Annotated in this window: 18 protein-coding genes and 1 pseudogene; 15 read left to right on the top strand and 4 right to left on the bottom strand. The window is 74.4% G+C overall.

Going from position 1 to position 25,392, the window contains the following annotated elements; translation table 11 throughout:
- Window positions 1-39: 39 nt before the first annotated feature.
- The 11 genes and pseudogenes from ABD353_RS22910 (at window position 40) to ABD353_RS22860 (ending at window position 16,354) form a co-directional block, all read left to right on the top strand.
- Entirely contained in the window at window positions 40-1,695 is a 1,656-nt protein-coding gene (locus ABD353_RS22910) for a sugar ABC transporter ATP-binding protein (protein WP_344625524.1), read from the top strand.
- Window positions 1,692-2,660 (top strand): ABC transporter permease, encoded by a 969-nt coding sequence (locus ABD353_RS22905; protein WP_344625523.1) that lies wholly within the window; start codon window positions 1,692-1,694, stop codon window positions 2,658-2,660. Before ABD353_RS22910 ends, ABD353_RS22905 begins: the two co-directional genes overlap by 4 nt.
- The gene (locus ABD353_RS22900; RefSeq protein ID WP_344625522.1) at window positions 2,657-3,709 is read left to right on the top strand and encodes an ABC transporter permease; all 1,053 of its coding nucleotides are present in this window, start codon (window positions 2,657-2,659) and stop codon (window positions 3,707-3,709) included. Before ABD353_RS22905 ends, ABD353_RS22900 begins: the two co-directional genes overlap by 4 nt.
- 37 nt (window positions 3,710-3,746) lie before the next feature.
- Window positions 3,747-4,757: a LacI family DNA-binding transcriptional regulator gene (locus tag ABD353_RS22895; RefSeq protein ID WP_344625521.1), complete on the top strand. Its 1,011-nt coding sequence runs from the start codon at window positions 3,747-3,749 to the stop codon at window positions 4,755-4,757.
- A gap of 190 nt (window positions 4,758-4,947) precedes the next feature.
- Window positions 4,948-6,006, top strand: a complete 1,059-nt coding sequence (locus tag ABD353_RS22890; RefSeq protein WP_344625520.1) for an aldose epimerase family protein — start codon at window positions 4,948-4,950, stop codon at window positions 6,004-6,006.
- Window positions 6,007-6,295: 289 nt separating this feature from the next.
- Window positions 6,296-9,154 (top strand): RICIN domain-containing protein, encoded by a 2,859-nt coding sequence (locus ABD353_RS22885; protein WP_344625519.1) that lies wholly within the window; start codon window positions 6,296-6,298, stop codon window positions 9,152-9,154.
- Between the two features lie 42 nt (window positions 9,155-9,196).
- On the top strand, window positions 9,197-11,569 hold the full coding sequence (locus ABD353_RS22880; RefSeq protein ID WP_344625518.1) for an AbfB domain-containing protein: 2,373 nt from the start codon (window positions 9,197-9,199) through the stop codon (window positions 11,567-11,569).
- A gap of 351 nt (window positions 11,570-11,920) precedes the next feature.
- Window positions 11,921-12,511, top strand: a pseudogene (locus ABD353_RS22875) (superoxide dismutase); the annotation flags it as partial.
- A 193-nt stretch (window positions 12,512-12,704) separates the two neighbouring features.
- On the top strand, window positions 12,705-15,251 hold the full coding sequence (locus tag ABD353_RS22870; protein ID WP_344625517.1) for an ATP-binding protein: 2,547 nt from the start codon (window positions 12,705-12,707) through the stop codon (window positions 15,249-15,251).
- Between the two features lie 66 nt (window positions 15,252-15,317).
- A complete protein-coding gene (locus ABD353_RS22865; RefSeq protein ID WP_344625516.1) occupies window positions 15,318-16,001 on the top strand; it encodes a response regulator in 684 nt (227 codons plus the stop codon).
- Between the two features lie 152 nt (window positions 16,002-16,153).
- The gene (locus ABD353_RS22860) at window positions 16,154-16,354 is read left to right on the top strand and encodes a hypothetical protein (RefSeq protein WP_344625550.1); all 201 of its coding nucleotides are present in this window, start codon (window positions 16,154-16,156) and stop codon (window positions 16,352-16,354) included.
- A gap of 13 nt (window positions 16,355-16,367) precedes the next feature.
- On the opposite strand, the gene ABD353_RS22855 is transcribed toward ABD353_RS22860, so the two are convergent.
- Both ABD353_RS22855 and ABD353_RS22850 read right to left on the bottom strand, forming a co-directional pair.
- On the bottom strand, window positions 16,368-16,727 hold the full coding sequence (locus tag ABD353_RS22855; RefSeq protein ID WP_344625547.1) for a cupin domain-containing protein: 360 nt from the start codon (window positions 16,725-16,727) through the stop codon (window positions 16,368-16,370).
- A 44-nt stretch (window positions 16,728-16,771) separates the two neighbouring features.
- A complete protein-coding gene (locus ABD353_RS22850) occupies window positions 16,772-17,773 on the bottom strand; it encodes a TetR/AcrR family transcriptional regulator C-terminal domain-containing protein (RefSeq protein ID WP_344625515.1) in 1,002 nt (333 codons plus the stop codon).
- 180 nt (window positions 17,774-17,953) lie between these two features.
- Here ABD353_RS22850 and ABD353_RS22845 point away from each other — a divergent pair, with 180 nt between their 5' ends.
- Window positions 17,954-19,162: an FAD-dependent monooxygenase gene (locus tag ABD353_RS22845; RefSeq protein ID WP_344625514.1), complete on the top strand. Its 1,209-nt coding sequence runs from the start codon at window positions 17,954-17,956 to the stop codon at window positions 19,160-19,162.
- A 251-nt stretch (window positions 19,163-19,413) separates the two neighbouring features.
- On the top strand, window positions 19,414-20,421 hold the full coding sequence (locus ABD353_RS22840) for a YdcF family protein (protein WP_344625513.1): 1,008 nt from the start codon (window positions 19,414-19,416) through the stop codon (window positions 20,419-20,421).
- Window positions 20,422-20,481: 60 nt separating this feature from the next.
- Here ABD353_RS22840 and ABD353_RS22835 read toward each other — a convergent pair whose 3' ends face one another.
- Window positions 20,482-20,925: a nitroreductase family deazaflavin-dependent oxidoreductase gene (locus tag ABD353_RS22835; RefSeq protein ID WP_344625512.1), complete on the bottom strand. Its 444-nt coding sequence runs from the start codon at window positions 20,923-20,925 to the stop codon at window positions 20,482-20,484.
- A gap of 213 nt (window positions 20,926-21,138) precedes the next feature.
- On the opposite strand from ABD353_RS22835, the gene ABD353_RS22830 reads away from it, so the two are divergent.
- Together ABD353_RS22830 and ABD353_RS22825 are read left to right on the top strand one after the other, a co-directional pair.
- Window positions 21,139-21,930, top strand: a complete 792-nt coding sequence (locus tag ABD353_RS22830) for a polysaccharide deacetylase family protein (RefSeq protein ID WP_344625511.1) — start codon at window positions 21,139-21,141, stop codon at window positions 21,928-21,930.
- 80 nt (window positions 21,931-22,010) lie between these two features.
- Window positions 22,011-22,775, top strand: a complete 765-nt coding sequence (locus tag ABD353_RS22825) for an SOS response-associated peptidase (RefSeq protein WP_344625510.1) — start codon at window positions 22,011-22,013, stop codon at window positions 22,773-22,775.
- Between the two features lie 54 nt (window positions 22,776-22,829).
- Here ABD353_RS22825 and ABD353_RS22820 read toward each other — a convergent pair whose 3' ends face one another.
- Complete coding sequence (locus tag ABD353_RS22820) at window positions 22,830-25,232, bottom strand: ATP-binding cassette domain-containing protein (protein ID WP_344625509.1); 2,403 nt, start codon at window positions 25,230-25,232, stop codon at window positions 22,830-22,832.
- Between the last annotated feature and the right edge of the window lie 160 nt (window positions 25,233-25,392).

The raw sequence follows: 25,392 nt of genomic DNA, 5'->3' as shown, positions 1-25,392 counted from the left end.
GCGCCCCCGTACACCCCGTATGCCCCGGAGGTCCCACCCATGGCCCCACCCGCCCAGGCGGCCGCCCCGCCCGAGGACGGAGCCGCCGCGCCGCCCGCGCTGGAGGCCGTCGGCGTGGCCAAGCGCTTCCCCGGCGTCGTCGCCCTCGACGACGTCTCGCTCACCCTGCGACCCGGCGAGATCCACGCCCTGGTGGGGGAGAACGGCGCAGGCAAGTCCACCCTGATCAAGGTGCTCACCGGCGTGCACCGCCCCGACGCAGGCGAGCTGCGGATCGCCGGCCGCCCGGTCACCCTGCACCGGCCGTTCGACGCCCAGCAGGCCGGAGTGTCGACGATCTACCAGGAGGTCAACCTCGTCCCGCTGATGAGCGTGGCCCGCAACGTCTTCCTCGGCCGCGAGCCCCGCACCCGCTTCGGCCTGATCGACTTCGCCCGGATGCACGCGGAGAGCGCCGAACTGCTGGCCGGCCTCGGCGTCACCGTCGACCCGCGCCGCCCGCTGCACACCCTCGGCATCGGCGCCCAGCAGATGGTCGCCCTCGCCCGTGCGGTCTCCGTCGACGCCCGGGTGGTCGTGATGGACGAGCCCACCTCCGCCCTGGAGCCACGCGAGGTGGAGACGCTCTTCCGGGTGGTCGGCGACCTGCACGCGCAGGGCATCGCGATCCTCTACGTCAGCCACCGGATGGACGAGCTGTACCGGCTCTGCGACCGGGCCACCGTGCTGCGCGACGGCCGCCTGGTGCACACCGGCGAACTGGCCGGACTGGACCGGCTCGACCTGGTCTCGATGATGCTCGGCCGGGACGTCGCCGAGGTCCGCCGGCACGGCGTCACCGGCTTCGGCGACGGCCACCGCGCCGACCGCGAACCCGTCCTCACCGCCCGCGGCCTGACCAGGCGCCACCAGCTGCACGGGGTCGGCCTGGAACTGCGCCCCGGCGAGGTGCTCGGCCTCGGCGGACTGCTGGGCTCCGGCCGCAGCGAGACCGCCAAGGCGCTCGCCGGCGCGCTGCCGCTGGACTCCGGTGCCGTCGAGGTGGCCGGCCGCCCGCTCGCCCGGCGCTCCCCGGCCGCCGCGATCCGGGCCGGCATCAGCCTGCTGCCGGAGGACCGCAAGGCCGAGGGGATCGTCCCGGAGCTGTCCGTCCGGGAGAACATCGTGCTCGCCGCGATGCCCCGGCTCTCCCGCTTCGGCCTGGTCTCCCGGCGCCGCCAGGACCGGCTGGTCGAGGTCTTCATGAAGCGGCTGCGGATCAAGGCGTCCAGCCCCGAGCAGAAGGTCGGCGAACTCTCCGGCGGCAACCAGCAGAAGGTGCTGCTCGCCCGCTGGCTCTGCCTGGAGCCCCGGGTGCTGCTGCTCGACGAGCCCACCCGCGGCATCGACGTCGGCGCCAAGGCCGAGGTGCAGGCGCTGATCGACGAGCTCGCCCGCGAAGGGCTGGCGGTGCTGCTGATCTCCTCCGACATCGAGGAGCTCGTCGAGGGCGCCGACCGGATCACCGTGCTGCACGCCGGCGCCGTCGCGGGCGAACTCACCGGCGAACACGTCACCGAGTCCGACCTGCTGGCCCTGCTCGCCGACCGAGCCGACAACGCCGACCGAGCCGACAGCGCCGACCGAGCCGAGCCCGCCGGGCCCGTTGCGGCCGACGGCCCGGCCGCGGAGCCCGCCCCCGAGGAGAAGCGATGACCCAGCCCGCCCTCGCCGGGCGCCCGGCCGCGCTGCGGCTGCCCGACGCCGCCTGGCTGCAGAAGTACGGCGTGTACCTCGCCGTCGCCGTCCTGCTGCTGTTCAACGCCCTGTTCACCGAGCACTTCCTGACCGCCGACAACCTGCGCACCCAGCTCGTCCAGGTCGCCCCCGTGGTGATCGTCGCGCTCGGCATGGCCCTGGTCATCGGCACCGAGGGCGTCGACCTGTCGGTCGGCTCCACCATGGCCCTCGCCAGTGCACTGCTGCCGCTCTACCTCGGCTACGGGCTCGTCCCGGCCCTGCTGATCGCCCTGCTCGCCGGAATCGCCGTCGGCCTGGTCAACGGCACCCTGGTGTCCGTCGTCGGACTGCAGCCGATCGTCGCCACGCTCGCCCTGTTCGTCGGCGGCCGCGGCCTCGCCCTGGTCGTCGCCGACGGCCAGCTCAAGCAGATCGTCAACCCCGACCTGCTCGCCCTCGGCTCCGGCAGCCTGCTCGGCGTGCCGTGGACGGTGCTGATCGCCGGGGCGCTCGCGCTGCTCGTCGCCGGGCTCGTCCACCGCACCACCTTCGGCCGCCGGCTGGTCGCCGTCGGCGGCAACCGCACCGCCGCCGGACTGGCCGGCCTGCCCGTCCGCCGGATCCTGTGCGGGGTGTACGTGATCTGCGGGGTGTTCGCCGCCCTCGCCGGTGTGCTGGCCACCGCCCGGCTCACCGCCAGCGACCCGTCCGCCCTGGGCACCCTGATGGAGCTGTCCGCCATCACCGCGGTGGTGGTCGGCGGCACCCCGCTCACCGGCGGCTCGGTCCGCGTCCTCGGCACCGTCACCGGCGCCCTGCTGATGCAGCTGCTGCGCGCCACCCTCGTCAAGCACGACCTGCCCGACTCCACCGCCCAGATCGCCCAGGCGGCCATCATCCTGGCCGCCGTCTACGCCGCCCGGGAGCGCCGGTCGCGATGAAGAAGCCCGCCCTGCTCACACCCGTGCCGGCCGCCGCGCCCGCCGGGCCCCGTTCCGCACCCGCCGCCACCCGCCCCGCCGCCGAGGGCGGTGCCCTCGCCGCCCGGTTGCTCGGCCGGCTCCAGCGCCAGGCCGTGCCCGCCGTGCTCGTCCTGCTGGTGCTGGTCTCCTCGGTGCTGTTCCCGTCCTTCGGGACGCTCGACAACGCCCGCAGCATCACCGTGCAGACCTCCTTCCTCGCGATCGTCGCCCTCGGCATGACCCTGGTGATCCTCACCGGCGGCATCGACCTGTCGGTGGGCTCGGTCTTCGCGCTCGGCGGCGTCCTGGCCGCCTGGGCCTCCCAGTGGGGGATCGTCCCGGCGCTGCTGCTGCCGCTCGCGGTCTGCGGCACGATCGGCGCGATCAACGGACTGTTGGTCGCCCGGGCCGGGATGGCGCCGTTCATCGTCACCCTGGCCACCCTGCTCGCCGCCCGCGGCCTGCTGCTCGCCGTCACCCACGAGGGCGCCACCACCTACCTGGTGCCCCGCGGCTCCGCCTTCGCCGAACTCGGCCAGGGCACGGTCCGGGGCTTCGGCTACCCGGTGCTGATCGCACTCGCCCTCTTCGGACTCGGCGGCGTGCTGCTCCAGCGCACCCCCTTCGGCCAGAGCGTCTTCGCGATCGGCGGCAGCAGCGACGCCGCCACCCTGATGGGCCTGCCGGTCGCCCGCACCCGGGTCCTGGTCTACCTGCTGAGCAGCCTGCTCGCCGGGCTGGCCGGCGCGCTCAGCGCGGCCCGGCTCTCCTCCGGCGTCACCATCGTCGGCGTCGGCATGGAGCTCGACGCGATCGCCGCGGTGGTGATCGGCGGCACCCTGCTGACCGGCGGCGCCGGCACCGTCGGCGGCACCCTGTGGGGCGTCCTGCTGCTCGCCGTCATCCAGAACCTCATCAACCAGATCGGCTCGCTGAACTCCTCCTACCAGTCCGTGGTGAGCGGCGGTTTCCTGATCGTGGTCGTCCTCGCGCAGCGGTACCTCTTCCGCGCGCGTCCAACCCCGTAGAAATGACCCGAGAAACCGTCGGCCGAGAGGGAACACCGTGGTCAGTCTGAAGGACGTCGCACAGCGCGCCGGAGTGTCGATCAAGACAGTCTCCAACGTGGTGAACGGCTACCAGCACGTCACCCCGGCGATGCGCGAACGCGTCCAGCGCGCCATCGACGAGCTGGGCTACCGGCCCAACCTGACGGCGCGCCACCTGCGCAAGGGCCGCACCGGCATCATCGCGCTGGCCGTCCCCGAGCTCGGCAACCCGTACTTCGCCGAGCTCGCCGGGGCGGTGATCGACGCCGCCGCCCGGCACGACTACACCGTCCTGCTCGACCACACCGGCGGCCGGCGCGACCAGGAGCTGCTCGTCTGCCAGGGCTTCCGGGCGCACGTCATGGACGGGCTCATCCTCAGCCCCATCGAGCTGGAGTCCGAGGACCTGCTCGCCCGCACCGACACCTCCCCGCTCGTGCTGCTCGGCGAGCGGGAGTACGACGCGCCGTACGACCACATCGCGATCGACAACGTCGCCGCGGCGAGACTCGCCGTCCGCCACCTCGTCGACACCGGCCGCCGCCGGATCGCCTTCCTCGGCGCCCGCGAGGAGAGCGCCCGGCGCCCCGCCCACCTGCGCCTGCGCGGCTGGAGGGAGGAGCTCGACGCGGCCGGACTGCCGGCCGGCGACGACCTGGTCGTCGCCACCGAGGCGTACGGGCGGGAGGACGGCGCCCGGGCGATGGCCGCCCTGCTCGACCGCGGCCCCCGCCCGGACGCCGTGTTCGCCTACAACGACACCATGGCGGTCGGCGCACTGCGCACCCTCGCCGACCGCGGGCTGCGGGTGCCCGAGGACGTCGCCGTCGTCGGCTTCGACGACATCGACGAGAGCCGGTTCGCCCACACCCCGCTCACCACCATCGCCCCCGACAAGGAGGCGATCGCCCGGCTCGCCGTCGACTGCCTGGTCGACCGGCTGGCCGGCACCGCCGCGACCGAACCACGCCGCGCCCGGCCCGGCCACCGCCTGGTCGTGCGCGACTCCACCGTCGGGCGGAGGTGAGTCCAGGGGCGCGTGGGGGCACCTCCCGGCCGAAGGCTGGGGGAGAACCGCGCAATTCGGATGCGGGCCACCTGACGAACCAGGGGTCGACCGAATCCGCGCAGGACCCGCTCCCGGACTGCGCAGTTCCCCCCGCCCCCGGGCGAACACCTCCCGAACCGCCCGGCCGATCCGTTGCAGGAGCGAGGCAATGTCACCCACCGTCCGGCAGGACGCGCACGGCACCACCCCCGACGGCCGGGCGGTGCACGCCTGGACGCTGGAGGCCACCGGCGGCCTGCGGGCCACCGTCCTCACCCTCGGCGCCTCGCTGGCCGCACTGACCGCCCCCGCCCCGCGCGCGTCGCCGGGCCCGGTGGTGCTCGGCCTGCCCTCGTTGAGCGTCCGGGCCGGGGACCACCCGTACCTCGGCCCGGTGGTCGGCCGGTACGCCAACCGCATCGCGCACGGCCGCTTCACCCTGGACGGGACGGAGCACCGCGTCCCGGTGAACGACCGCGGCCACGCCCTGCACGGCGGGCCGGACGGCTTCCACCGCCGCGTCTGGCGGGCCGCACCGACCGCCGACGGCACCGGGGTCGAGCTGAGCCTGCACAGCCCGCACGGCGACATGGGATTCCCCGGCGCGCTCGACCTCACCGCCACCTACCGGCTGGCCGGCCCGGGCACGCTGGCGGTCGACTACCGGGCCGTCACCGACCGCCCGACGGTGGTCAATCCGACCAACCACGCGTACTTCAACCTGGCCGGGCACGGCACCGTCCACGACCACCTGCTGGAGGTGTCCGCCGACCACTACCTGCCGGTCACCACCGAGGGCATCCCGTACGGCCCGCCCGAACCGGTGGCGGGCACGCCCTTCGACTTCGGGCGGCCCGCCCGGCTCGGCGGGCGGATCGCCGACGGGCACCCGCAGGTCCGGGCCGCGGGCGGGCTCGACCACTGCTGGGTGCTGCGGGCCGCCGAACCGGGGGAGCTGCGGCACGCCGCGACCCTCGCCGAGCCCTCGGCCGGCCGCCGGATGGAGGTCTGGACGACCGAGCCCGGTGTGCAGGTCTACACCGGCAACAACCTCGACGGCACCCTGCCGGGCGCGGACGGCCGGCCGCTGCCGCAGCACGCCGGGATCTGCCTGGAGACCCAGCACCTGCCGGACTCGCCCAACCGCCCCGAGTACCCGAGCACGGTGCTGCGACCCGGTCGGGTCTTCCGCAGCCGCACCGAGTTCCGCTTCAGCACGAAGAATTGACGAGTCGTCAGATCCTGTCGGAGGTCTGGACAAGGATCTGACGGCGTGCTGTCATTCCGCTTGGCGCAGCGATTTCCAACGTTGCAATCCGGAGTCGTCCGCACCGCTCCACCGGTGCGGAGCCCCGCCCCGCCCCCCCCCCCCCCCCCCCACCCCCCCCCCCCCCGCGCCCCCCCCCCCCCCCCCGACTCCCGCACGCCCTGCGCCGCCCCGCACACGCACACGCACGGACCAGCCCAGCACCGCCGACCGCCGCCGCCGTCACGGCGCCACCCCCGCCGGAGTGCCCATGCCGTCCCTGTCCCGCCGCAGCCTGCTGACCGCCATCGGTGCGTCCGCCGGCGCCCACGCCCTCGGCCTCGGGCTCGCCCCCGTCGCCGCCGGCCTGCCGCCCGCCCCCGGCGGCCTCTACGCGCCCAACGCCGCGCCCCTGCACCCCACCGCGCTGCTGCGGCTGCCGCCCGACGCGATCCGCCCGGCCGGCTGGCTCGCCGGCCAGCTCTCCCTGCAACTCGCCGGCCTGTGCGGCCGGTACGCCGAGACCTCGCACTTCCTCGACCTCGCCACCACCGGCTGGGCGCAGCCCGAGCGCGGCGGCTGGGAGGAGGTCCCGTACTGGCTGCGCGGCTACGTCGACCTCGCGATCACCACCCGCGACGCCACCGCGCTCGCCACCGCCCGCCGCTGGGTCGACGCGATCCTCGCCACCGCGCAGCCCGACGGCTTCTTCGGCCCGACCGCGCTGCGCACCTCGCTCGGCGGCGGCCCCGACTTCTGGCCCTTCCTGCCGCTGCTCCAGGCGCTGCGCTCCTGGCAGGAGTACTCGGGCGACAGCCGCATCCTGCCCTTCCTCACCGCCTTCCTGCGGTTCATGAACGCCCAGGGCCCCGGTGCGTTCAACCAGAGCTGGGTCTCCGTCCGCTGGGGCGACGGCCTGGACACCGTGGTCTGGCTCTACAACCGCACCCGGGACGCCTTCCTGCTCGACCTGATGGACCGCATCCACCGCAACGGCGCCGACTGGACGAACACCGTCCCCAGCTGGCACAACGTCAACATCGCGCAGGGATTCCGGGAGCCCGCCCAGTACGCCCAGCGCTCCGGCCTCGCCGGCGACACCACCGCCGCCTACCGCACCTACGACACCGTGATGGGCCGCTACGGGCAGTTCCCCGGCGGCGGCTTCGCCGGCGACGAGAACGCCCGCCCCGGCTTCGGCGACCCCCGGCAGGGCTTCGAGACCTGCGGCGTCGTCGAGTTCATGGCCAGCCACGAACTGCTCAACCGGCTCACCGGCGACCCGGTCTGGGCCGACCGCTGCGAGGAACTGGCCTTCAACTCCCTGCCGCCCGCCCTCGACCCGCAGGGCAAGGCGGTGCACTACGTCACCAGCGCCAACAGCGTCGACCTGGACGACGCGCCCAAGACCCAGGGCCAGTTCCAGAACGGCTTCGCCATGCAGTCCTACATGGCCGGCGTCGACCAGTACCGCTGCTGCCCGCACAACTACGGGATGGGCTGGCCCTGGTTCACCCAGGAGCTCTGGCTCGCCACCCCCGACGGCGGCCTCGCCGCCGCCATGTACGCCCCCTGCACGGTCGCCGCCAGGGTCGGTGACGGCAGCACCACCGTCACCGTCCGGGAGGACACCGAGTACCCCTTCGGCGACACCGTCACGCTCACCGTCACCACCCCGCGGCCGGTCGCCTTCCCGCTCGTGCTGCGCGTCCCGGGCTGGTGCCCGGACCCGCAACTCACCGTCAACGGGCAGGCGGTGGCCGCCCCCGCCGGCCCCGCGTACACCACCGTCCGACGCACCTGGAACAACGGCGACCGGGTCACCCTGCGCCTGCCGCAGCGGGTCGCGGTGCGCACGTGGACGGACAACCACCGCTGCGTCTCGGTCGCCCGCGGCCCGCTGGGCTACGCCCTGCAGATCGGCGAGAACTGGGTCCGCACCGGCGGCAGCGACGCCTTCCCGCAGTACGACGTGCACGCCACCACCCCCTGGAACTACGGCCTCGGCCTCGACCCGGCCGCGCCCACCGCCGCGCTCGCCTTCACCACCCGCGGCGGGGCGCTGCCCGCCAACCCCTTCACCCAGGCCGACAACCCCCACCGGATCACCGCCCCGGCCCGCCGGATCGCCGAGTGGCAGGCAGACTCCCAGCACGTCGTCACCCCGCTGCAGGACAGCCCGGCCCGCAGTGCCGCCCCCGTCGAGACGGTCACCCTGATCCCGATGGCAGCGGCCCGGCTGCGCATCTCCTCCTTCCCGACCGCCGGCCCCGACGGCACGCCCTGGTCCGCCCCCGGCGCCGCCTTCCGGATCCGCAACCGGCATTCGGGCAAGGTGCTGGGGGTGGACGGCATGTCGACGTCGGACTCGGCGCGGGTGGTGCAGTTCGCGGACAGCGGCACCGACGACCACCTGTGGCAGCCGGTCGACAACGGCGACGGCTGGTACCGGATCCGCAACGTCCACTCGGGCAAGGTGCTGGGGGTGGACGGCATGTCGACGTCGGACTCGGCGCGGGTGGTGCAGTTCGCGGACAGCGGCACCGACGACCACCTGTGGCAGCTCGTCGACAACGGCGACGGCTGGTACCGGATCCGCAACCGGCACTCCGGCAAGGTGCTGGGGGTGGACGGCATGTCGACGGCCGACTCCGCCCAGGTGGTGCAGTTCGCGGACAGCGGCACCGACGACCACCTCTGGCTGCTGCACCCCGACGGGCAGCTGCGGATCGAGAACCTCAACTCCGGCAAGGTGCTGGGCGTGGACCGGATGTCCACCGCGGACAGCGCCCAGGTCGTGCAGTTCGCCGACAACGGCACCGACGACCACCTGTGGAGCTTCCTCGCCGACGCGGACGGCTGGTTCCGGATCCGCAACCTGCACTCCGGCAAGGTGCTCGGCGTCGACCAGATGTCGACGGCCGACTCCGCCCGGGTGGTGCAGTTCGCCGACAACGGCTCCGACGACCACCGGTGGCGCCTGGTGCACGACGGCGCCGGCCGGTTCCGGATCCGCAACGCCCGCTCCGGCAAGGTGCTGGGCGTGGACCGGATGTCCACCGCGGACAGCGCCCCGGTGGTGCAGTTCGCGGACAACGGCACGGCCGACCACCTGTGGCGGCTGCACTGACGCACCCTCCGCCCCACCCCCACCCGTACGGAGGAGACCCGCATGTCCGCACCGCCGCAGCCCGCACTCCCGGCACCACCACCGTCCGCACCGCCCGGCGTCCTGTACCGGCTGACCACCCTGCTCGCCGCGCTCGCCCTCGCCGTCACCGGGCTGCTCGCCGCCGGTGTGCCGCAGGCCCGGGCCGCCTCCTGGGCGCCCAAGACCCCGCCGATGACCACCCCGTGGACCTCGCAGGTCCCCGTGGACCGTCCGCTGCCGGAGTACCCCCGCCCGCAGCTGACCCGCCCCGACTGGGCCAACCTCAACGGCATCTGGGACTTCGCGGTGACCGCCGCCGACGCCGGCCGGCCCGCCGTGTTCGGCGAGCAGATCCGGGTGCCGTTCGTCGCCGAGTCCGCCCTGTCCGGCATCCAGCGCCGGATCACCGAGAACGACCGGCTCTGGTACAAGCGCACCTTCACCGTCCCGGCGAACTGGAACGGCCGCCGGGTGAAGCTCAACTTCGGCGCCTCCGACTGGCAGACCACCGTCCAGGTCAACGGCAGCCAGGTCGGCGCCGTGCACAGCGGCGGCTACGACGCCTTCTCGTACGACATCACCCCGTACCTGAACGGCGGCACCAACGAGATCGTGGTCTCGGTCTGGGACCCGACCCAGACCGGTGGCGGCGCCGTCGGCAAGCAGCGCAACACCAACGGCGTGCAGCCGCACTCCGGCGGCGGCATCTTCTACACCGCCGCGTCCGGCATCTGGCAGACCGTCTGGCTGGAGCCGGTGGCCGCCGCCAACGTCACCCGGCTCGACCTGGTGCCCGACCTCGCCGCCAACGCCCTGCGGGTGACCGTGCTCGGCGAGAACGCGGGCGGCCGCACCGCCCGGATCACCGTCTCCACCGGCGGCACCACCGTCGCCACCGCCACCGGCCCGGTCGGCAGCGCCTTCTCGGTGGCCGTCCCGAACCCGCACCTGTGGACGCCGGAGGACCCGTTCCTCTACGACGTCCGCGCCGACCTGCTCTCCGGCTCCGCCACCGAGGACTCGGTCGGCAGCTACACCGGCATGCGCTCGATCGCCGTCGCCACCGTCAACGGCGTCGAGCGGCCGGTGCTGAACGGCCGGTTCGTCTTCCAGACCGGCACCCTCGACCAGGGCTACTGGCCGGACGGCATCTACACCGCGCCCACCGACGACGCGCTCAGGTCCGACCTGCAGAAGCACAAGGACCTCGGCTTCAACATGGTCCGCAAGCACATCAAGGTCGAGCCGCAGCGCTGGTTCTACTGGGCCGACCGGCTCGGCCTGCTGGTCTGGCAGGACATGCCGGCGATGGACACCCGCACCCCGGACTCCGCCGCCCGCACCCAGTGGGAGGCCGAGTACCACCGGATCATCGACCAGCACCGCAGCTCGCCGGCGCTGATCCAGTGGGTGGACGAGAACGAGGGCTGGGGCCAGTACGACCAGGCCCGGATCGCCGACGACGTGAAGGCCTACGACCCGTCCCGGCTGGTCGACAACATGAGCGGCGTCAACTGCTGCGGCTCGGTCGACGGCGGCAACGGCGACGTGGTCGACAACCACGTCTACGTCGGCCCCGGCGCGACCCGGCCCACCGCCACCCGCGCCGCCGTCCTCGGCGAGTACGGCGGCCTCGGCCGGCGGGTGCCCGGCCACGAGTGGTACCCCGGCGGCGGGTTCAGCTACGAGGACCAGCCGAGCACCGCGGCGCTGAACGACCGCTTCACCGGCCTGCTCGACTCGATCCGGCTCAACCAGATGCCGGCCGGCCTCTCGGCCTCGGTCTACACCGAGATCACCGACGTGGAGAACGAGGCCAACGGCCTGCTCAGCTACGACCGCCAGGTGGTCAAGGTCGACCAGAACCGCGTCCGCAGCGCCAACCTGGCGCTGATCGAGGCGTCCCGGACGACCCCCGGCAATCCGGTGCTGCAGACCGGCGCCTACGAGTCGCTGCGGGTCACCACCCCGTGCTGCACCACCCGCTACCTGCGGCACTACGACGGCCTCGCCAACACCGACCCGGTCGACGCGGGCAGCACCGCCCTGCTGAAGGCCGACGCCACCTGGAAGGTCGTCCCGGGCCTGGCCGACGGCAGCTGCTACTCCTTCGAGTCGCGCAACTACCCGGGGGAGTACCTGCGGCACCGCGACAGCCGGGTGTACCGGGAGGCCGGCAGCGGCGCGCTCTTCCAGGCCGACGCGACCTTCTGCGCCCGGCCCGGCAGCGGCGGCGTCCGGTTCACCGCCTACAACTACCCGGACCGCTACCTGCGGCACATCGACTCGCAGGTCTGGATCGCCACCTACGGCGGGCCGAACGCCTGGGACGGCAACACGCCCGGCTTCGTCGCCGACACCACCTGGTCCGTCGACGCGCCCTGGGCGCCCTGACCGGAGGCACGACCGCACGGAAGCCGGCCGGCGGACCCACCCACCCGTGGGCACCCGCCGGGCGGCGGGGCCGGGGGGGGGGGGCCCCGCCCCCCGGTGGCCCCCCCCCGCCCGCCGGCTCCGGGGCGTGTGCTCCCGGGCGCACGCCGTGACGCGGGGTCGGCCGCGTCCCGGCAGGCGCCGGTTGGGAAGACGATCGTTGGTCAGGAAGGACGCACGGCGCCCCGGACGGCCGACCGGCCGACCTCGCACTCAACATGCTGAAGCAAAGGATTCGCTCTTGCAAGTCATGGGCAATAGTGTGGCCCCGGCACGATCACCACCGTCCGTCGAAAGGGGCCGCGTCCCGCCATGGGCACCTACTCGCTTCCCGACCTGCCGTACGACTACTCCGCCCTCGAGCGCGCGATGTCCGCCGAGATCCTGGAGCTGCACCACTCCAAGCACCACGCCGCCTACGTCAAGGGCGCCAACGACACCCTCGAACAGCTCGCCGAGGCGCGCGACCAGGAGCAGTACGGCGGCCTCGTCGGCCTGCAGAAGACGCTCGCCTTCCACCTCTCCGGCCACGTCCTGCACTCGCTGTTCTGGCAGAACCTCTCCCCGGAGGGCGGCGACCGCCCCGACGGCGCCCTCGGCGACGCGATCACCGAGCACTTCGGCTCCTTCGAGGCCCTCCGCAAGCAGCTGACCACCGCCACCGTCGGCGTCCAGGGCAGCGGCTGGGGCATCCTCTCCTGGGAGCCGCTCGGCCGGCGCCTGATCGTCGAGCAGGTCTACGACCACCACGGCAACGTCGGCCAGGGCACCACCCCGCTGCTCGCCTTCGACGCCTGGGAGCACGCCTACTACCTGCAGTACCGCAACGTCCGCCCCGACTACGTCGAGCGGCTGTGGGAGGTCGTGAACTGGCAGGACGTCACCGCCCGGTTCGCCGCCGCGCAGGCTGACCCGCGGCGCGGGGGCACTCGTGACGCGTACGGCGGCATGCCGCCGTACGCGTCAAGAAAACGCCAGGATCCACCCGGCGAACCGGACAAACCGGGTGCTGCGCCCACCGGTGGACCTAGGCTCGGAGGCGCGAACAGGCGTCCGGACCACCGGCGGGCGCCGCGGCGGAACGAGAATGGTGCACATGGCGCGCGGCAGGCTTCGGATCTACCTCGGGGCGGCCCCCGGGGTCGGGAAGACGTACGCCATGCTCGGCGAGGCCCACCGCAGGGCCGCCCGCGGCACCGACGTCGTCGTCGCCCTCGTCGAGGACCACGGCCGCGCCCGCACCGCCGAACTCGTCACCGGCCTGGAGACCGTCCCCCGCCGCACCGTCGAACACCGCGGCGCCCGCTTCACCGAGATGGACCTCGACGCGGTGCTCGCCCGCCGCCCCGACGTCGCCCTGGTCGACGAACTCGCCCACACCAACGTCCCCGGCAGCCGCCACGCCAAGCGCTGGGAGGACGTCGAGGCACTCCTCGCCGCCGGCATCGACGTCGTCTCCACCGTCAACATCCAGCACCTCGAATCCCTCGGCGACGTGGTCGAGGGCATCACCGGCGTCCGCCAGCGCGAGACCGTGCCCGACGAGACCGTCCGCCGCGCCGACCAGATCGAACTGGTCGACATGTCCCCCGAAGCGCTCCGGCGCCGCCTCGCCCACGGCAACGTCTACCCGCCCGACCGCGTCGACGCCGCCCTCTCGCACTACTTCCGCCCCGGCAACCTCACCGCCCTGCGCGAACTCGCGCTGCTCTGGACGGCCGACCGGGTCGACGAGTACCTCCAGCGCTACCGCACCGAACAGGGCATCGCCGCCACCTGGCCCGCCCGCGAACGCATCGTCGTCGGCCTCACCGGCGGCCCCGAGGGCGGCACCCTGATCCGCCGCGCCGCCCGGATCGCCGCCCGCGGCTCCGGCAGCGAACTGCTCGCCGTGCACATCGTCCGCCCCGAAGGCCCCGCCGCCCCCGCCGCCCCCGGCGAACTCGCCGCCCAGCGCCGCCTCGTGGAGGAACTCGGCGGCAGCTACCACGCCGTGCTCGCCGAGGACGTCCCCGCCGGCCTGCTCGACTTCGCCCGCGGCGTCAACGCCACCCAGGTCGTCGTCGGCACCAGCCGCCGCCGCGCCTGGCGCTCCCTGCTCTACCCCGGCGTCGGCGCCACCGTCATCCGAGAGTCCGGCGACGTCGACGTGCACGTCGTCACCCACGAACACGCCGCCCGCGGCCGACCCGGCCTGCCCGGCCGACTCCCCGTCAAACTCGGCCGGCTGCGCACCGTCGCGGGCTGGCTGCTCGGCTGCCTCGGCCCCGTCCTGCTCACCCTGCTGCTGCTCGCCCTCGGCCCCGGCGTCGGCCTGCCCACCGCCGTCCTGCTCTTCCTCACCCTCACCGTCGGTGCCGCGCTGGCCGGCGGCGTCTTCCCGGCGATCGCCTCCGCCCTGGTCGGCTCGGCGCTGCTGAACTACTACTTCGCCCCGCCCACCCACACCTTCACCATCACCGACCGGGCCAACATCCTCGCCCTCGGCGTCTTCGTCGGCGTCGGCATCGCCGTCGCCTCGGTGGTCGACCTCGCCGCCCGCCGCTCCCAGCAGGCCGCCCGCAGCCGGGCCGAGGCAGAGACCCTCGCCTTCCTCGCCGGCAGCGCGCTGCGCGGCCAGGACGGACCCGAGGACCTGCTCGAACGCGTCCGGGAGACCTTCCAGATGGAGTCCGTCGCCCTGCTGGAACGCCCCGGCGACCGCGGCTCCTGGCAGACCCGCGCCGCCGTCGGCCACCGCCCGGCCGCCCGCCCCGAGGACGCCACCGTCGACGTCCCCGTCGGCGACCGGCTCGCCCTCGTCCTCACCGGCCGGGTGCTGCCCGCCGGCGACCGCCGGATGCTCGGCGCCTTCGCCGCCCAGGCCGTCGCCGTCCTCGAACGGCAACGGCTCGCCGAGGAGGCCGCCGAGGCCCGCCGGCTCGCCGACAGCAACCGGATCCGCACCGCGCTGCTCGCCGCCGTCTCGCACGACCTGCGCACCCCGCTCGCCGGCATCAAGGCCGCCGTCACCTCACTGCGCTCCGAGGACGTCGCCTGGAGCCCCGAGGACGAGGCCGAACTCCTCGCCGGCATCGAGGAGGGCGCCGACCGGCTCAACCAGCTGATCAACAACCTGCTCGACATGAGCCGGCTGCAGACCGGCAGCGTCACCCCGCTGCAGCGCGACGTCGACCTGGACGAGGTCGTCCCGCTCGCCCTCGTCGGAGTGCCCGCCGGCGCCGTCCGGCTCGACGTCGCGGAGGACCTGCCGCTGGTGCGCGCCGACTCCGGACTGCTGGAACGGGTCGTCGCCAACCTGGTCGAGAACGCCGTCAAGTACAGCCCGCCCGACCTGCCCGTCACCGTCCGGGCCGACGCCCTCCGGCTGCCCGGCGGCGACCGCGTCGAGCTGCGCGTCGTCGACCGCGGCCCCGGCGTCCCCGAAGAGGCCCGGGAACGGATCTTCGCGCCCTTCCAGCGGCACGGCGACGCCCCGCGCGGCAACGGCGTCGGACTCGGCCTCGCCGTCGCCCGCGGCTTCGCCGAAGCCATGGGCGGCAGCCTCACCGCCGAGGACACCCCCGGCGGCGGACTCACCATGGTGGTCTCGCTGGCCGCCGCCGCCCGCACCGCCCGCGAACCCACCCCCAGCACCTCCTGAACCACCCGTGCCCCGGCCACCGCCGGGGCGCAGCACAGCCAACCGCAGAAAGGCGGCGCACACCCCATGACCCGGGTCCTCGTGGTGGACGACGAACCCCAGCTCGTCCGCGCCCTGGTGATCAACCTCAAGGCACGGAAGTACGAGGTGGACGCCGCCCACGACGGCGCCTCCGCCCTCGCCGCGGCCGCCGCCAGGCCCCCGGACGTCGTCGTCCTCGACCTCGGCCTGCCCGACATGGACGGCACCGAGGTGATCCGCGGCCTGCGCGGCTGGACGCGCGTTCCGATCATCGTGCTCTCCGCCCGGCAGGCCTCCGACGAGAAGGTCGAGGCACTCGACGCCGGAGCCGACGACTACGTCACCAAGCCCTTCGGCATGGACGAGTTCCTGGCCCGGCTGCGGGCCGCCGTCCGCCGCGCCGAACCGGTGACCGCCGGCGGCACCGAGGCCGTGCTCACCACCGGGTCCTTCACCGTCGACCTCGCCGCCAAGAAGGTCCACCGCGGCGGCACCGACGTCCGCCTGACGCCCACCGAGTGGCACCTGCTGGAGGTGCTCGCGCGCAACGCCGGCCGCCTCGTCAGCCAGAAGCAACTGCTGCAGGAGGTGTGGGGGCCGGCCTACCGCACCGAGACCAACTACCTGCGGGTCTACATGGCCCAACTCCGCCGCAAACTCGAGGACGACCCCTCCAACCCCCGCCACTTCGTCACCGAACCCGGCATGGGCTACCGCTTCGAGCCGTGAAGCCCCCAGGGGCAGTGGTCGGGTGCAGGCAGACCAGGTGCCCCCACGCGCCCCTGATCTGCCTTCCGTCCGGTGGGTCTTCACAGCATCTGCGCGGACTCCCGGGGGAATCCCGTTGCCCGGGAGGGGGCCGATGGGACAGGCTGCCGATCGTGACCGATGATCGCCGCCCGCTGGGCCTGCCCGTTTTCTCCGCCCCGCACACCGACGCGCCGGGCGTCCCCGACCGGCGGGCGCTGCCGCCGATCGACCGTGCCCTCTTCCTGCCCCCGCCCGGCCAGGAGGCCCCGACCGCCGCGGACCGCCGCCCCCTCGCCGCCGGCGGCCTCACCTTCTCCGAGCCGACCGCCTGATCCCCACCCGCCCTCACCCCGCCGCAGGCCCACCCGCCGCCGGGGCGAGGTGCCGCACCGACGGCCCTTCCAGCGCAAGGGCGGTGAGCCCGGTCGTGCTGCCGGAGCCGTGTTGCTCGCCGGTGGCCCAGTGCACGGCGTCCCCGGCGGAGACGGGCACCCGGGTCCCGTCCGGGCCGGCGACCCAGCCCTCGCCGGCCACGACCAGGAACAGTTGCTCCACCGGGGCCGGATGGGCGCCGAGGACGCCGCCGGGTGTGATCGTCAGGCAGGTCAGCCGCACCGCCCCCTCGCCCGCCGCGACGCCGGTGGCTGCGGTGCCCGTGCTGCCGAACCGGTCGACGACCGTCTCCGCGCGGTCGAACCGGAACATCTCCACGACGGCCTCCTGAGCGTCTGACAGCGGACGGGCCGATGCTACGCGGTGGCCGGGCCGGGGCGCGGGCCGTCGATCAGGGCGGCGATGCCGTCGAGGAGGCGTTGCAGGCCGAACTCGAAGAGGCGGTCGAGGTCGAAGTCGTAGCCGTCGGTGACGTGTCGTTGCAGGAGGGGGAAGCGGCCGGTGTCCATCAGGGTCTGCAGGGCCGGTTCCTGGGTGGCCATCCACTCGTCGGCGTCGAGGCCGCTGTCGGCCATGGCGGTGCTCTCCGCCTCGACGTTGACGGCGGTGCCGCGGACGTAGTTGAAGAGCGTGAGGTGGGTGGTGAAGGCCGTCCACGGGTCGAGGCCGTGGCCGTCGAGGGCGCCGAGCACCCATTCGGTGAACGGCATCGCGGCGGGGACGATCTGGGGCCGCGTCATGGAGAGCGCGGGTGCGAGCCAGGGGTGGCGGCGGCAGGCGTCCCAGAGCATCCGGGCGGCGAGGGCGAGCGGTCCGCGCCAGCCGTCGGGCCGTTCGTCGGGGAAGCCGAACTCGGTGAAGGCGGTGTCGAGCATCCGCAGCAGCAGGTCGTCCTTGTCGGTCACGTGCCGGTAGAGCGACATGGTGGCGACGCCGAGTTCGGCGGCGACGCGCCGCATGGAGAGTGCGGCGAGGCCCTCCGCGTCGGCGACCGCCGTTGCTGCGGCCACGATCCGGTCCGCCGTCAGGGCGGCGTCCCGGCTGCCTCGGGGGTCGGTGGCGGCGGTGCGGGCGGCGGCCTTCACGGGGGCCGGGGGAGGGGCCGCCGGGGGAGGACCGGCCGGGGGCGGTGTCTGCGGCGCGGCCACGACGGTGCCGATCCCCGGGACGGCGCGGACCAGCCCCGTCCGGCGGAGTTCGGTGAGCGCCTTGGTCGCGGTCGCCATGGCGACGCCCCACTGCCGGGTGATCTCCCGGGTGGAGGGCACCCGGTCGCCCGGGGCCAGTTCGCCCCGTTCGATCCTGGCCCGCAGCTCGTCGACGATCCTGCGGTACCGCGATCCGTCGGTCCGGTCCATGCCGTCCCCTCCGCACTAGTGCACCTTGCTCTGCCGGTCAGCCTAGCCACACCTGCGCCCGGACCGCCCGAGGGCAGTGCACCATCCGTCAGGAGCACTAGTGCACCAGGGGTAAAAGCCCTGCTGGGAAGGCGATTTCAGGCTTGCGCGGCTTGCTGCGTACAGCGTACATTCGACGGCATGGGGAACACAGACATCCTGATCTCCGGCGGCGGCATCGCCGGTCCGGCCCTCGCCCACTGGCTGCACGCGGCCGGCTTCACGGTGACCGTCGTGGAGCGCGCGCCCGCGCCGCGCCCGGGCGGCCAGACCGTCGACCTCCGCGGCGCCGGACGCACCGTCATCTCGCGGATGGGCCTGATGGAGCGGGCCCGCGAGCTGAGCCTCGACCAGAAGGGCATCGCCACCGTCGACTCGGCGGGCCGGATCACCTCCCGGCTGCCCGCCGACGCCTTCGGCGGCGAGGGCATCGTCTCCGAGATCGAGATCCTCCGCGGCGACCTCGCCGGCCTGCTGTACGAGGACACCGCGCCCTACACCGAGTACCTCTTCGACGACACCGTCACCGCGCTCGCCCAGGACGCCGACGGCGTCACCGTCGACTTCGAACGGGCCGGGACGCGGCGCTACGCCGCCGTCATCGGCGCCGACGGCATGCACTCGGTGGTCCGCGGCCTGGCCTTCGGCCCGGAGTCGCAGTGCGTGCGGCCGCTCGACCTCTACCTGGCCTGGTTCACCGCCGAGACCGAGCTCGACCTGGACGGCTGGTACCTGATGCACAACGCGCCGGGCGGCCTGGTCGCCTCGGTGCGCCCCGGCCGGCTGCCCGGCGAGGTCAAGGCGGGCTTCGGCTTCCGTTCGGGACCGCTGGAGTTCGACCGCCGGGACACCGCCGCCCAGCAGGAGCTCGTGGCACGGCGGTTCGCCGGCGTCGGCTGGGAGACGCCGAGGCTGCTGGACGCGATGCGCCGCTCCACCGACTTCCACCTGGACTCGCTCGGCCAGGTCCACCTGGACACCTGGTCCCGCGGCCGGGTCGCGCTGCTCGGCGACGCGGGCCACTGCCCCTCGCCGCTCACCGGCCTCGGCACCAGCCTCGCCCTGGTCGGCGCCTACGTCCTGGCCGGCGAGGCGGCCGCCGCCGACGGCGACCTCGCCGCCGCGTTCCGGCGCTACGACCGGGTGATGCGGCCGTACGTCACCAAGGCCCAGGAGCTGCCGCCCGGCGGCGCCGGCGGATTCGCCCCGAACAGCGCGCTGGCGATCCGGCTGCGCACGATGTCGATGCGGTCGATGAACCGCTGGCCGATGCGTCAGCTGCTGGCCGCCCAGTTCGCCAAGGCCGGCGACATCGCCCTGCCCGAGTACGGCCTCCCGGCCGCCCGCTAGGAGCCGTCCTCACGCGGCGTACGGGCACCTCCCCGGGGCGCGTGGGGGAGAAGGGCCGGGGGAGGGCTGCGCGATCCGGATGCGGGCCACCGTGCGGACCAGGGGGAGCCGGATTCGTCAGGAGCACCCCTCCCGGACTGCGCAGTTCTCCCCCGGCCCGGCGGCCGGGAGGTGCCCCCACGCGCCCCTGAAGCGACCTCTCCCGGCCCCGGCCGTGCCGCCGTTCGGGTGCGGGCGCCTACCATCGCGGCATGGTCGCCTTCCTGCTCGCCGCCGTTCTGCTGGTCCTCTTCGTGATCGGCGCCACGCGGGACCTGCGGCGGCTGAGCAACGCGGTGCTGCTCGGGCTGGCCGTGGCGGCCGGGGGCGCCGGGGCGCTGGGGCCGCCGGGCCGGCTGCCGCCGGGCACGGCCCGCGCCGTCGCCGACGCAATGCCGGTCGCGGCTCTGCTCGCCGCGCTGGCCGTGGCCGTGCTGCTGGTCGGCAACGGGGTGCTGATGGTGCGCCGGGCGGGCGGCAGCCCCGTCCACCTGCTGCCGCTGCTCGCCGGGTCGGCCGGGCTGGTGCTGATCGGGGTGCTGTGGACGGCGGCCCGGGTCGACTCCCGGCCGCTGCACGCGGCCGCCGCGGCCGCCCTGCTGGTCGCCGGCTACCTGGCGTTCCTGCTGCTGTGCTGCCTCGGGTACTCGGCGCTGTACGGCCGGATCCCGCCGCCCCGGCAGGTCGACTTCGTGGTGGCGCTCGGTGCCGGACTGGACGACGACGACCGGGTGTCGCCGCTGCTCGCCGCCCGGCTCGACCGTGCCCTCGGACTCCGCGCCGAGCAGGAGCGCAACGGGCCGCCGGCGCCCGTCCTGGTGGTCTCCGGCGGCAAGGGCACCGACGAGCAGCTCAGCGAGGCGGAGGCGATGGCCCGGTACGCCGCCGACCGGGGCGTGCCCGCCGCCGCGGTGCTGCGGGAGGACCGCTCCCGCAACACCGCGGAGAACCTGCGGTTCAGCGACCGGCTGATGCGCGAGAACCGGCCCGACTACCGGTGCACCGTGGTCACCAGCAACTTCCACGTGCTGCGCACCGCCGTCGAGGCCCGGCGGGCCGGCGTGTCCGGGCAGGTGGTCGGCGCACCGACGGCCGGAGTGCTCTGGCCCGGCGCCGTCCTGCGGGAGTTCGGCGCGCTGCTGCTCTGCTACCCGCGGACGAACGCGGGCGCGGTGCTGCTGCTCGCCGTCCTCGGCGCCACCGCCGGCTGGCGGCCCTGACGTCCGTCCCCGCCGCGCGCCGACCGGTCAGCGGCACCTGACCGGTCGGCCGCCGACCGGTCAGTTGCCGCCGACCGGCTCCAGCACGAAGACCGGGATCTCCCGCTCCGTCCGCTTCTGGTACGCCGCGTAGTCGGGGAAGGCCGCCACCGCGCGCTCCCACCACTCGGCCTTCTCCGCGCCGCCGAGCTCACGGGCGGACATCTCCTGCCGGACGGGCCCGTCCTGCAGCTCGACCAGCGGGTTCGCCACCACGTTGTGGTACCAGACCGGGTGGCGGGGTGACCCGCCCATCGAGGCGACGACCGCGTACCTGCCGTCGTGCTCGACCCGCATCAGCGGGGTCTTGCGGATCTTGCCGCTGCGTGCGCCGAGCGTGGTGAGGAGGACCACCGGCATGCCCCGCAGGGTGGTGCCCCGCGTGCCGCCCGAGCTCTCGTACAGCTCCACCTGGTCCCGCACCCACTGCTCCGGACTCGGCTCGTACTCGCCCTCCAGAGGCATGCCCGCCATCCCGTCTGCCGTCGCACCCGGGCGCCGTCGGACGCCGCCCGGCCGGGGAACGCCTCCCCGCACAGCCTCCGGCCTATCACCCGCCGCACGGCGAGTCACGCCCCGCCCACCCGCCGAGCGTGTCGCACCCCACCGGCGGACGGCCGGCCCGCGCCGCAGGCGTGTCGGGCGCCGGGGGCCCCGGAACAGCCGGATACTGCGCTGATGACGCACCCTCAGCAGCCGCCCCGGCGGCGGACGTTCCTCGCCGCGGGCGCCGCCCTCGCCCTCCCGTTCGCCCTCCCGCCCGGCAGCCCGGCGGACTTCCGGCGCCCCGCCGACCCGGGACCGGACCGGCCCCGGCCGGTCCCGGCCCGCCGCGGACCGGCCGACCTCTTCGGCGAGGAGATCCGGCTGATCCCCACCGACGACCCGGTGGTGGCCCTCACCTTCAACGCCGCCTGGAACGACGACGGCATCGACGCCGTCCTCGACGAGCTGCGCGGCCGCGGCGTCCCCGCCACCTTCTTCCTGACCGGGCGGTTCGCGGAGGCCAACCCGGAGGCGGCCGCAGCCCTCGCCGCCGAGCACGGCGTCGCCAGCCACTCCTACGACCACCCCGAACTCTCCGACCTCGACGCGGCCGGCCTGCGCGAGCAGGTGGAGCGCGCCGACGAGGCGATCCGCGGGGCCACCGGCACCGACCCGCTGCCCTTCTACCGCTTCCCCTACAGCGAGACCAGCCCGTCCGCGATCGCCCAGGTCAACGCGCTCGGCTACGCCGACATCGAGTTCACCGACGACACCCTCGGCTACCTCGGCGAGGGCGGCGGCGTGAGCGTCCAGGACGCGGTGGACCGCGCCGTCCGGGCGATCCGGCCCGGCACGATCCTCCAGATGCACCTCGGCTCCACCGAGACCTCGGGGCCGAACGTCGACTCCCGCGCCCTGCCCGCCGTCGTCGACGCCGTGGAGTCCCGCGGCTACACCGTCATCGACCTGGCCTCGCTCGTCTGACGCATCGTCGGTCCGCACCGGCGGCACGGGATCCGGCAGGTTGCCCGCCGTGGGCGGCCGGGGCGTGGCAGGGTGGACGCATGTGCGGTCGCTTCGTCTCCACCACCACCCCGGTCGACCTGGTCGGCCTGCTCGGCGAGATGCGCTGGGACCCGGCCGAGGCACTCGCCCCGAGCTGGAACGTGGCCCCCACCCACCCGGTGCCGGCGGTGCTGGAACGGCTCGACCGGGAGACCGGCGAGGTGGTGCGGCAGCTGCGGCCGCTGCGCTGGGGCCTCGTCCCGTCCTGGTCCAAGGACCCGGCCGGCGGGGCCCGGATGATCAACGCCAGGGCGGAGACCGTCCACGAGAAGCCGGCCTTCCGCAAGGCGTTCGCCGCCCGCCGCTGCGTGATCCCGGCCGACGGGTACTTCGAGTGGCGGCCGGTCGAGGCCGCCGCCGGCCGCAAGGCGTTCAAGCAGCCGTACTACCTCAGCACCGGCTCGGTGCTGCTGATGGCGGGCCTGTACGAGTTCTGGCGGGACCGCTCCGTCCCGGACGACGACCCCGCGGCCTGGCTCACCACGACGACGATCATCACCACCGACGCCACCGACCGCGCGGGCCGCATCCACGACCGGATGCCGCTGACCATCGCCCCCGCCGACCTGGACGCCTGGCTGGACCCGGACCGCTCCGACACCGCCGACCTGCACCACCTGCTGCACACCCCGGTCGGCGGCGAGCTGACCGTCCGGGCGGTGTCGACCGCGGTGAACAGCGTGCGCTCCAACGGCCCGGAGCTCCTCGACCGGGTGGACGACCCGCTGGGCCTCGCCGACCCGGTCGGCCAGCGCGCCGGCTGAGCGCGGCGGGTCGGGTCGGCCGGGCGCGGTCGGGCCGGGCGCGGTCGGGGGCGGTCAGGCGCCCACGTACGCGGCGAGGTGCTCGCCGGTGAGGGTCGAGCGGGCGGCGACCAGGTCGGCCGGCGTGCCCTCGAAGACGATCCGGCCGCCGTCGTGGCCGGCCCCCGGGCCGAGGTCGATGATCCAGTCGGCGTGCGCCATCACCGCCTGGTGGTGCTCGATGACGACGACGGACTTGCCGGATTCGACCAGCCGGTCGAGCAGCCCGAGCAGCTGCTCCACGTCGGCGAGGTGCAGGCCGGTGGTCGGCTCGTCGAGGACGTAGACGCCGCCCTTCTCCGCCATGTGGGTGGCCAGCTTCAGCCGCTGCCGCTCGCCGCCCGACAGCGTGGTCAGCGGCTGTCCGATGGCGAGGTAGCCGAGGCCGACGTCGGCGAGCCGCTGGAGGATCCGGTGCGCGGCCGGGGTGCGCGCCTCGCCCGCGCCGAAGAACTCCTCGGCCTCGGTCACCGGCATCGCCAGCACCTCGCTGATGTCCCGGCCGCCGAGCCGGTACTCCAGCACCGAGGCGTCGAACCGCCGGCCCTCGCAGTCCTCGCAGGTGCTGGACACGCCGGCCATCATCGCCAGGTCCGTGTAGACGACCCCGGCGCCGTTGCAGGTCGGGCAGGCGCCCTCGGAGTTGGCGCTGAACAGCGCCGGCTTCACGTCGTTCGCCTTGGCGAAGGCCTTGCGGATCGGGTCGAGCAGCCCGGTGTACGTCGCCGGGTTGCTCCGCCGGGAGCCGCGGATCGGCGTCTGGTCGACCGCGACCACCCCGTCCGCCCCGGGAGTCCGCCCCGAGAACAGGGACCCGCGGACCAGCGAGCTCTTGCCCGAACCCGCCACACCGGTGATCACCGTCAGCACCCCGAGCGGCACGTCCACGTCGACGTCGCGCAGGTTGTGCGTCGACGCGCCGCGGATCTCCAGCCGGCCGCCGGGCGTCCGGAAGTCCTTCTTGAGCGCGGCCCGGTCGTCGAAGTGCCGGCCGGTGACGGTGCCGCTCGCCCGCAGACCGTCCAGGGTGCCCTCGAAGCAGACGCTGCCGCCCGCCGTGCCGGCGCCCGGGCCGAGGTCCACGACGTGGTCGGCGATCGCGATCGTCTCCGGCTTGTGCTCGACGACGAGCACCGTGTTGCCCTTGTCCCGCAGCCGCAGCAGCAGCTCGTTCATCCGCTGGATGTCGTGCGGGTGCAGGCCCGCGGTGGGCTCGTCGAAGACGTAGGTGACGTCGGTCAGCGCCGAGCCGAGGTGGCGGATCATCTTGACCCGCTGCGCCTCGCCGCCGGACAGCGTGCCGGCCGCCCGGTCGAGCGAGAGGTAGCCGAGCCCGATCTCCACGAAGGAGTCGAGGGTCCGCTGCAGCGAGGCCAGCAGCGGCGCCACCGAGGGCTCGGCGAGGCCGCGGACCCACTCGGCGAGGTCGCGGATCTCCATCGCGCAGGCGTCGGCGATGCTGATCCGCCCGATCTTCGACGCCCGGGCGCCCTCGCTCAGCCGGGAGCCCCCGCACTCGGGACAGGTCGTGAAGGTGACCGCGCGGTCCACGAACTCCCGGATGTGCGGCTGCATCCCCTCCCGGTCCTTGGAGAGCATCGACTTCTGGATCCGCGGGATCAGGCCCTCGTAGGTCATGTTGATCCCGGCGATCTTCATCCTGACCGGCTCGTGGTGCAGGAAGTCGTGCAGCTCCTCCGCCGTGTAGTCGCGGATCGGCTTCCCGGGGTCGTAGAAGCCCGACTCGCTGTACAGCCGGTAGTTCCACCCGCCGGCCTTGTAACCGGGCACGGTGATCGCGCCCCCGGCGAGCGACTTGGCCTCGTCGTACAGCTCCGCGTGGTCGATGTCGGTGACCGAGCCGCGGCCCTCGCAGCCCGGACACATGCCACCGGTGCGGTTGAAGGTCGCCTTCACCGTCTTCCGGTCGCCCCGCTCGACGGTGATCGCCCCGCTCGCCCGGACGGACGGCACGTTGAAGGCGTACGCGCTGGGCGGGCCGATGTGCGGCTCGCCCAGCCGGCTGAACAGGATCCGCAGCATCGCGTTGGCGTCGGTGGCGGTGCCGACCGTGGAGCGGGGGTCGGCGCCCATCCGCTGCTGGTCGACGGTGATCACGGTGGTCAGCCCCTCGAGGACGTCGACCTCGGGCCGCGCCAGCGTCGGCATGAAACCCTGCACGAAGGCGCTGTAGGTCTCGTTGATCAGCCGCTGCGACTCGGCCGCGATGGTGTCGAACACCAGCGAGCTCTTGCCCGAGCCGGAGACGCCCGTGAACACCGTCAGCCGGCGCTTCGGGATCTCGATGCTGACGTCCTTGAGGTTGTTCTCGCGCGCGCCGTGCACGCGGATCACGTGGTGGCTGTCGGCACCGTGCATGGTGGGCGGCTGCCCGTCCGTCCCCGTGGCCCTGCTCATCGTCTCTCCGTCCGTCCGTCCGTCGGGCGGGCCGCGTCCGCGGTCACCGCCGGCCTTGCCCGGTCCGATCCAACCAGCCCGGGCGCTGCGCCCGGTGCACTTCCGCCGATACGGCCGCGGGCCCCCCCCCCCCCCCCCCCCGGGGGGGGGGGGGGGGGGG

The sequence above is a fragment of the Kitasatospora arboriphila genome, assembly GCF_039528095.1.
Taxonomy (GTDB): domain Bacteria; phylum Actinomycetota; class Actinomycetes; order Streptomycetales; family Streptomycetaceae; genus Kitasatospora; species Kitasatospora arboriphila.
The sequence above is the reverse complement of the archived record's forward strand: the minus strand, read 5'-3'. Positions and strand labels throughout refer to the sequence as shown.